Below are 6,042 nucleotides of genomic sequence, written 5' to 3' on the forward strand. Positions count from 1 at the left end.
GGCGCCGACACTCGACATTGGGCTATCTGACCCCCGTGGAATACGAAGAGCAAGCTAAACTAGCCTAACTTAGTGTCTACCGAACCGGCAGCAGCTCAGTTAGCAGAATGTCCGCTCCTGGCACCATGCGTATGAACTGCGGACATTGAGGGTCCGATCCTAACGAGCTGGCCTCGCTGATATTGAGGAACGACATCGGCGCCAGACCTCTGTGAACACTGCAATGCAGCAAACGCCAGCACCTGCCAGTACCCACAAGGATGGCTTCGGTCCGATCGTGGCGAGGGCGACCGAGAAGGCGAACGGCGCCAGTGCTGACAGTCCGAGCCTTCCCATTCCGATCCACCCTAATCGCTTTCCGAAACCAGCCTTGCCGAAATCGCCAATGGCAGCGTGCCAGACACGATGCTGAAGAGGCCGCTGCCGAGACCGAAAATTGCAGCGAACGCGATGGCGCCGGTTGTAGAGGGTGCAGTTAAAACCAGTGTACCCAGAGCCAGTGGCATAGTGACCGCTGAGAGTACCGCCAAGATTGGCGCTGGGAGATCTTGGCCAAATGCCATGTTAATCAAGCGACTTGCCACCTGGGCAGGACCAAGCAGCGAGGCGACCCACACGCCGGCGACACCTATGCCAAGCACGCCGAGCAGTGGCACCATATGGAACAGCGTCGCTGCCGATACAAAGCCGGCCAAAGAGAACCCCAGGACAATCAAGACAAAGACGAGGTGCCCGTTCTCAACCGGCATGGCCGGAGGCTCTGAGCCAATTTCGTGCGGGCGCGCTGTAGCGATCTGTGCGAACCGGGACAACCAGAGGTGCAGCGGGATACAAACAGCAAGGTTCAAACCGGCGAAGAGGAAGTAAATTTGGTGCCAGTCCATAGACTGCAGCAGCCAGCTGGTCAGCGGCCAGAAGATCGACGAGGCAAATCCAGCGATGAGAGTCAGGTATGTGATGCTGCGCTGCGCCCTGGCGCCAGTCGTTTGGGCCAGGAAGGCAAATGCCGTCGAATAGAGCACAAAGGCCGACGCCAACTCGACCAAGATCACCGCAGCAAGAAATGCAATCGCTTTCCATGCCAACCCGCATGCCAGGAGCGATGCGGCAGCGCCGATGGAACCAATCGACATCACTTTCCCAGCACCAACCCTGTCCGACAGGCCTCCGGCCCATGGCGAGACAAGCCCGCCGGCGAGCAGTGCAAGCGAGATGCAACTGTAAATCCACTCCACGGGCACCTGCAAATCACCCGCCACGCTTGGGGCGAGTATGCTGAAGCTGTAGTACAGGGTGCCGTACCCGATGATCTGCGTAATACCGAGAGCCCAGATCGCGCCGGGATTGGAGTGGGTATGGCCCATGATATTCTAGATCGACTTAAGGCCGACCCGCTCCTCGAGCTTGGCAGCGGACTCCTTGCGCTCGCTGTAACGCGAAGTGAGATATTGGGAGACGCCGCGGTTGATCAGCGTGAACTTGACCAGCTCTTCGCAGACGTCGACGACCCTATCGTAGTAGGATGACGGTTTCATGCGACCGGCCTCGTCGAACTCCTGAAAAGCCTTCGCCACGGAAGACTGGTTTGGGATAGTGACCATCCTCATCCAGCGTCCGAGAATACGCATCTGGTTAAGCGCATTAAAGCTCTGCGATCCCCCGGAGACCTGCATAAGCGCCAACGTCCGACCCTGGGTCGGTCGAATCGATCCGCCAGGCAGGGGTATCCAATCGACCTGCGATTTCATCACCGCCGACATTGCGCCATGCCGCTCCGGCGAGGTCCACACTTGGCCCTCGGACCACAACATGGCCTCACGTAACTCCTGCACCTTGGGGTGAGTGTCGGGGGCGTCATTGGGCAACGGTAGCCCATTGGCATGGAAGATGCGGACCTCGGCCCCAAATGCTTCGAGCAGCCGCTGCGCCTCAAGTGTCAGGAAGCGGCTGTAGGACCGCTCCCGGAGAGACCCGTAGAGCATCAGGATGCGGGGCTTGTGGTCGAGTACTGGAGCGGTCAGTCGAGAAAAGTCTGGTACGTGGAAGGCGTCAGACACGACATTGGGCAAATTAGACAAGCCGCTTCCCTTCACTGTCGATAATAACTTCGCCGTCTTCCTTGGTGAACGGCCCGATGTTGGGGTTCTCGAGAATGTCGAGCACGACCTCGGAGGGGCGGCAGAGGCGCGCTCCAACCGGAGTCTCAACAAAGGGGCGATTGAGTAGGATTGGATGTGCCTCGATGGCGTCGAGCAGTTCGTCATCGCTCTTGGCGGGATCGGCAAGACCGAGCACGTCGAACGGTGTGTCCTTCGTTCGGATTGCATCCCGCAGGCACATGCCGGCAGCGCTGACCAGCTCCATGATCCGCTGCCGACTGGGCGGAGTCTTGAGGTACTCGACGACTTGAGGCTCGACGCCGGATTGCCGGATCATCGCCAGCGTGTTGCGGGACGTGCCGCAGTCTGGATTGTGATAGATGGTGACCGTCATTTCAGTGTCCTGAGAAAGGGGATGGTGGTCTACGCCCGGCTGTCGCTGGCGACCGCACCGGAGGCAGGAAAATGTCGGCGTCCCAGCCATAAGGCGAGGTGCACCAGGACGACCAGGACAGGCACTTCGACGAGCGGCCCGATGACGGCGGCGAAAGCAACAGGCGAGGCCAGGCCAAAAGCGGCAATCGCAACGGCGATGGCCAGCTCGAAGTTGTTGCCGGCAGCCGTGAAGGCGATCGCCGTCGACCGGGGATAGTCCTTGGCGATCCACTTGCCCATGAAGAAACTCACGGTGAACTGGATCAGGAAGTAGATGGTGAGCGGAACAGCGATAAGCAGCGCATCAAATGGCAGCCGCACCACGTCTCCGCCCTTGAGGCTGAACATAGCGAGGATGGTGAAGAGTAGCGCCAGGAGGGTGATCGGACTGATCTTTGGCAGGAAGACCTGTTCGTACCAATCTTTGCCCTTGGCTCGGATCAGGAAGAACCTTGTCAGAAACCCGGCGAGAAAAGGGATCCCGAGATAGATCAGCACCGCTTCCGTGATGGTCCAAAAGCCGACGTCAATGACGCTGCCTTCCAGCCCGAACACGGGTGGCAACACGGTCAGGAACAGCCAGGCATAGGTGGAGAAGAACAGGATCTGGAAGATCGAGTTGAAGGCGACGAGCCCGGCGACATACTGGTTTGATCCGCCGGCGAGCTTGTTCCAGACCAGCACCATGGCGATGCATCGTGCCAGACCGATCAGGATCAAGCCCGACATGTATTCTGGGTAGTCCCGCAGGAAAACGACCGCCAGCAGGAACATCAGCACCGGGCCGATGATCCAGTTCTGGACCAGCGAAAGTGCCAGCACTCGCTTGTCGGCGAAGACCTCATGTAAGGCCTCGTACTTCACCTTGGCGAGCGGCGGATACATCATCAGGATCAGCCCAATGGCGATCGGGATGTTTGTCGAGCCAACCGACATAGAGTTCAACGCTTCTGGCAAGCCAGGGATCAGTGAGCCCAAGATGACCCCGATGGCCATGGCGGCGAAGATCCAGACGGTAAGATAGCGGTCGAGGAAAGATAGGCGCGCCGGCGCCGCATTGACGGTCATTGGTAAATCCGATTTGCTGGTAAGCTCACCGCCGCTCAGGAGACCGGGGACGACTTGGTGGTCGTCCCGTCCATCGCGCCAATACCTTCGAGCTTGGAGTTAAGCGCCATGCGGTCGATGCTCGCAATCGGCAGGTTGATGAAAGCACCAATGCGACTGCGTAGGTAACGGAGCGCATCATTGAAGGCGGCGCGTTGCTTGAACGCCGGTCCGTTGACGGCGGCAGGATCCTCAATGCCCCAGTGGGCCGTCATCGGCTGGCTAGGCCAGACCGGGCAGGCTTCACCAGCCGTGTTGTCGCAGACAGTAAGTATGAAATGCATCTTCGGTGCTCCCGGCACCGCGAACTCGTCCCAGGCCTTTGATCGTAGGCCTTCGGTCGAGATGCCGACTTTCGCCAATGCCTCAAGCGTCATCGGGTGGACCGCTCCCTTTGGTGTAGATCCGGCGGAATATGCTTTGAACCGCCCTGACCGACGTGGTTGAGGATCGCCTCGCCGAGGATAGAGCGGGCAGAGTTTCCGGTGCACAGAAACAGGACGTTGTAGGCGCGGTCAGACATGGCTTGCTTCCTTGGGTGGGCAGCATGGGGTGAATTCGGCGACAAGCGGCTCGCACAGCTCCGGGCGCCCGCCGCAGCAGTCCTGCACAAGAAAGCTCGTAATCTCGCGGACGCGATCAACAACCGCCCGATAGACGATGGACCTGCTGTGACGCTCAGATTGGATCAAGCCGGCACGGGTTAGGATCGCGAGATGCGACGACATCGTATTCTGTGGCACCTCGAGATGACGCGCGATCTCGCCGGCCGGCAAACCGTCAGGTTCGTGCTCCATTAGGAGCCGGAATGTATCGAGGCGTGTCGGTTGCGAGAGGGCCGCGAAGACTTCGATAGCGTGATATGGTTCCATATATCGAGAATTATCGATTCAGCGCCCCCTGTCAAGGGTAGGATAATCTACGTCTCTTGGGATGCTCTGGCAGCTTTCGGGATTCAGATGCGACAGCTCAAATGGCCGAAATGGGGTCGGTGTCGGCCACCTGCCATGCGCCACCTCCGAGGTGGTTTGCGGACAGTCGTATAATTGGCTGGACATGTATGGAGCAGACGCTCACTTCACGGACCCTGCCGTCGAATAGAAGGTCAAATTTCGGGCCACATTTCCTTTTGTTGAAGCGAACTCAATGAAGACAGCGAAAGGCTTTTTCGATCCGTTGACCGTGATCAAGCCGTTTGCTTCTCCGATCTTGCCGTGACTGATGGCGTGGGAGATTTCTACCTCGGTGAGATCATCTGGGACTTTAGGCAAGGAAGCTCCTGCTTCCATCCGACCCGAAAGATTATCTGAGGCAAGCCAGTCGACGAGGAAGTCTTCGACAAAGGCATTTTTCGGCGAATTTTTGCATTCTCCGCTTCGCGTCACTTTCACGGCAGGCTCCTTTTTAGAAACGCGACGTTCTACGCTCCGAATTTTCGACAGTGGTGCGTCGCGTCAAACAGGGCCTTCTTCCGGATTGAGGCGGCACATCGGCTTGAGGGGGGTGGAATGCGGAATGACCGCTTTTATTTTGTTGACTAGTGGAGCGCACCCCATTTTGACCGGACAGTCGGCATAGCTGATAAGGCATAGGCATGCGCCTATGAGTAAGACTATGTCCAAGAGTACCGACGAGCCGTTTCGACGGGTCGAAGTCATCACCTCCGTGCAGCGCCGCCGTCGCTGGTCAGTGGCCGAGAAGGTGCGGCTGGTTGAGCAGGCCATGCAGCCGGGCATGAGCGTTTCCTATGTGGCCCGCCAGGCTGGCATTTCTCCGTCTCAGCTTTTCGCCTGGAAGCGCCGGATGCTCGAGGGCGGCCACGCAGCCGTCCAGGCCGATGAAGATGTTGTTGGCGCCTCTCAGGTCCGCGATCTGGAAAAGCGCGTGCGTGACCTCGAGCGCATGCTCGGCAAGAAGACCATGGAAGCCGAGATCTTGAGGGAGGCCTTGGATCTCGCGCGCCCAAAAAAACGGACCTCGCCCTTGCTGTCGTGGAGCAATCCCGAGGACGATACCCAATGAGCGTCGTTGCCCGCACTCTGGGCGTCTCCAGGTCCAACCTGACCGAGCGCGCCAGCAAGCCTGCCAAGCCACGCGGACCTTATCGCAAGCCTGAGGATGTTACCCTTCTTGCCGAGCTGCGCCCGATCATCGACCAGCGCCCCACCTATGGTTATCGCCGTGTGACAGCACTGCTCAACAGGCAGCGGCGTAAGGCAGGCAAGGCCGTCGTCAACACCAAGCGTGTGCTTAGGGTCATGCGTAAGCGCCAAGGCGCCCCCGTCTGACGCATTGGCTTGAGTTGGATTATTTGCACGTCTGATTTGATGACGGTGTGAGTTTCTATGTCTGCTCCTATGCCCAGTGATAGAAGTTTCCAATTGCTAGAGGTGGTGCCGGG

Annotated in this window: 6 protein-coding genes and 2 pseudogenes; 1 reads left to right on the plus strand and 7 read right to left on the minus strand. The window is 58.7% G+C overall.

Annotated elements, in window-relative coordinates:
* Positions 1-347: 347 nt before the first annotated feature.
* The 7 genes and pseudogenes from arsK to ASG47_RS04500 form a co-directional block, all read right to left on the minus strand.
* Positions 348-1,364, minus strand: a complete 1,017-nt coding sequence (gene arsK, locus ASG47_RS04470) for an arsenite efflux MFS transporter ArsK (protein ID WP_156463990.1) — start codon at positions 1,362-1,364, stop codon at positions 348-350.
* A 6-nt stretch (positions 1,365-1,370) separates the two neighbouring features.
* On the minus strand, positions 1,371-2,078 hold the full coding sequence (gene arsH, locus ASG47_RS04475; protein WP_274532517.1) for an arsenical resistance protein ArsH: 708 nt from the start codon (positions 2,076-2,078) through the stop codon (positions 1,371-1,373).
* Positions 2,071-2,493 carry an arsenate reductase (glutaredoxin) gene (arsC, locus tag ASG47_RS04480; RefSeq protein ID WP_061907554.1) on the minus strand — a complete coding sequence of 141 codons (423 nt, stop codon included), beginning with the start codon at positions 2,491-2,493 and terminating at the stop codon, positions 2,071-2,073. The genes arsH and arsC overlap by 8 nt, the downstream gene beginning before the upstream one ends.
* Positions 2,494-2,522: 29 nt before the next feature.
* Complete coding sequence (gene arsB, locus ASG47_RS04485; RefSeq protein WP_061907555.1) at positions 2,523-3,602, minus strand: ACR3 family arsenite efflux transporter; 1,080 nt, start codon at positions 3,600-3,602, stop codon at positions 2,523-2,525.
* A gap of 35 nt (positions 3,603-3,637) precedes the next feature.
* Positions 3,638-4,164: pseudogene (locus ASG47_RS04490) on the minus strand (arsenate reductase ArsC).
* Positions 4,157-4,513, minus strand: a complete 357-nt coding sequence (locus ASG47_RS04495) for an ArsR/SmtB family transcription factor (RefSeq protein ID WP_061907556.1) — start codon at positions 4,511-4,513, stop codon at positions 4,157-4,159. Before ASG47_RS04495 ends, ASG47_RS04490 begins: the two are co-directional and overlap by 8 nt.
* Before the next feature lie 201 nt (positions 4,514-4,714).
* Positions 4,715-5,032: a hypothetical protein gene (locus ASG47_RS04500; protein WP_061907557.1), complete on the minus strand. Its 318-nt coding sequence runs from the start codon at positions 5,030-5,032 to the stop codon at positions 4,715-4,717.
* 211 nt (positions 5,033-5,243) lie between these two features.
* Between ASG47_RS04500 and ASG47_RS21020 the strand changes: the two are divergent.
* Positions 5,244-5,905: pseudogene (locus tag ASG47_RS21020) on the plus strand (transposase); the annotation flags it as partial.
* Between the last annotated feature and the right edge of the window lie 137 nt (positions 5,906-6,042).

Origin of the sequence: Devosia sp. Leaf420 (genome assembly GCF_001425445.1) — a bacterium.
GTDB lineage: Bacteria > Pseudomonadota > Alphaproteobacteria > Rhizobiales > Devosiaceae > Devosia.

What these genes read in the sequence shown, in the direction of transcription:
- arsK (WP_156463990.1), bottom strand. Translation starts at nt 1,364, where the DNA reads ATGGGCCATACCCACTCCAATCCCGGCGCGATCTGGGCTCTCGGTATT.
- arsC (WP_061907554.1), bottom strand. Translation starts at nt 2,493, where the DNA reads ATGACGGTCACCATCTATCACAATCCAGACTGCGGCACGTCCCGCAAC.
- arsB (WP_061907555.1), bottom strand. Translation starts at nt 3,602, where the DNA reads ATGACCGTCAATGCGGCGCCGGCGCGCCTATCTTTCCTCGACCGCTAT.
- ASG47_RS04495 (WP_061907556.1), bottom strand. Translation starts at nt 4,513, where the DNA reads ATGGAACCATATCACGCTATCGAAGTCTTCGCGGCCCTCTCGCAACCG.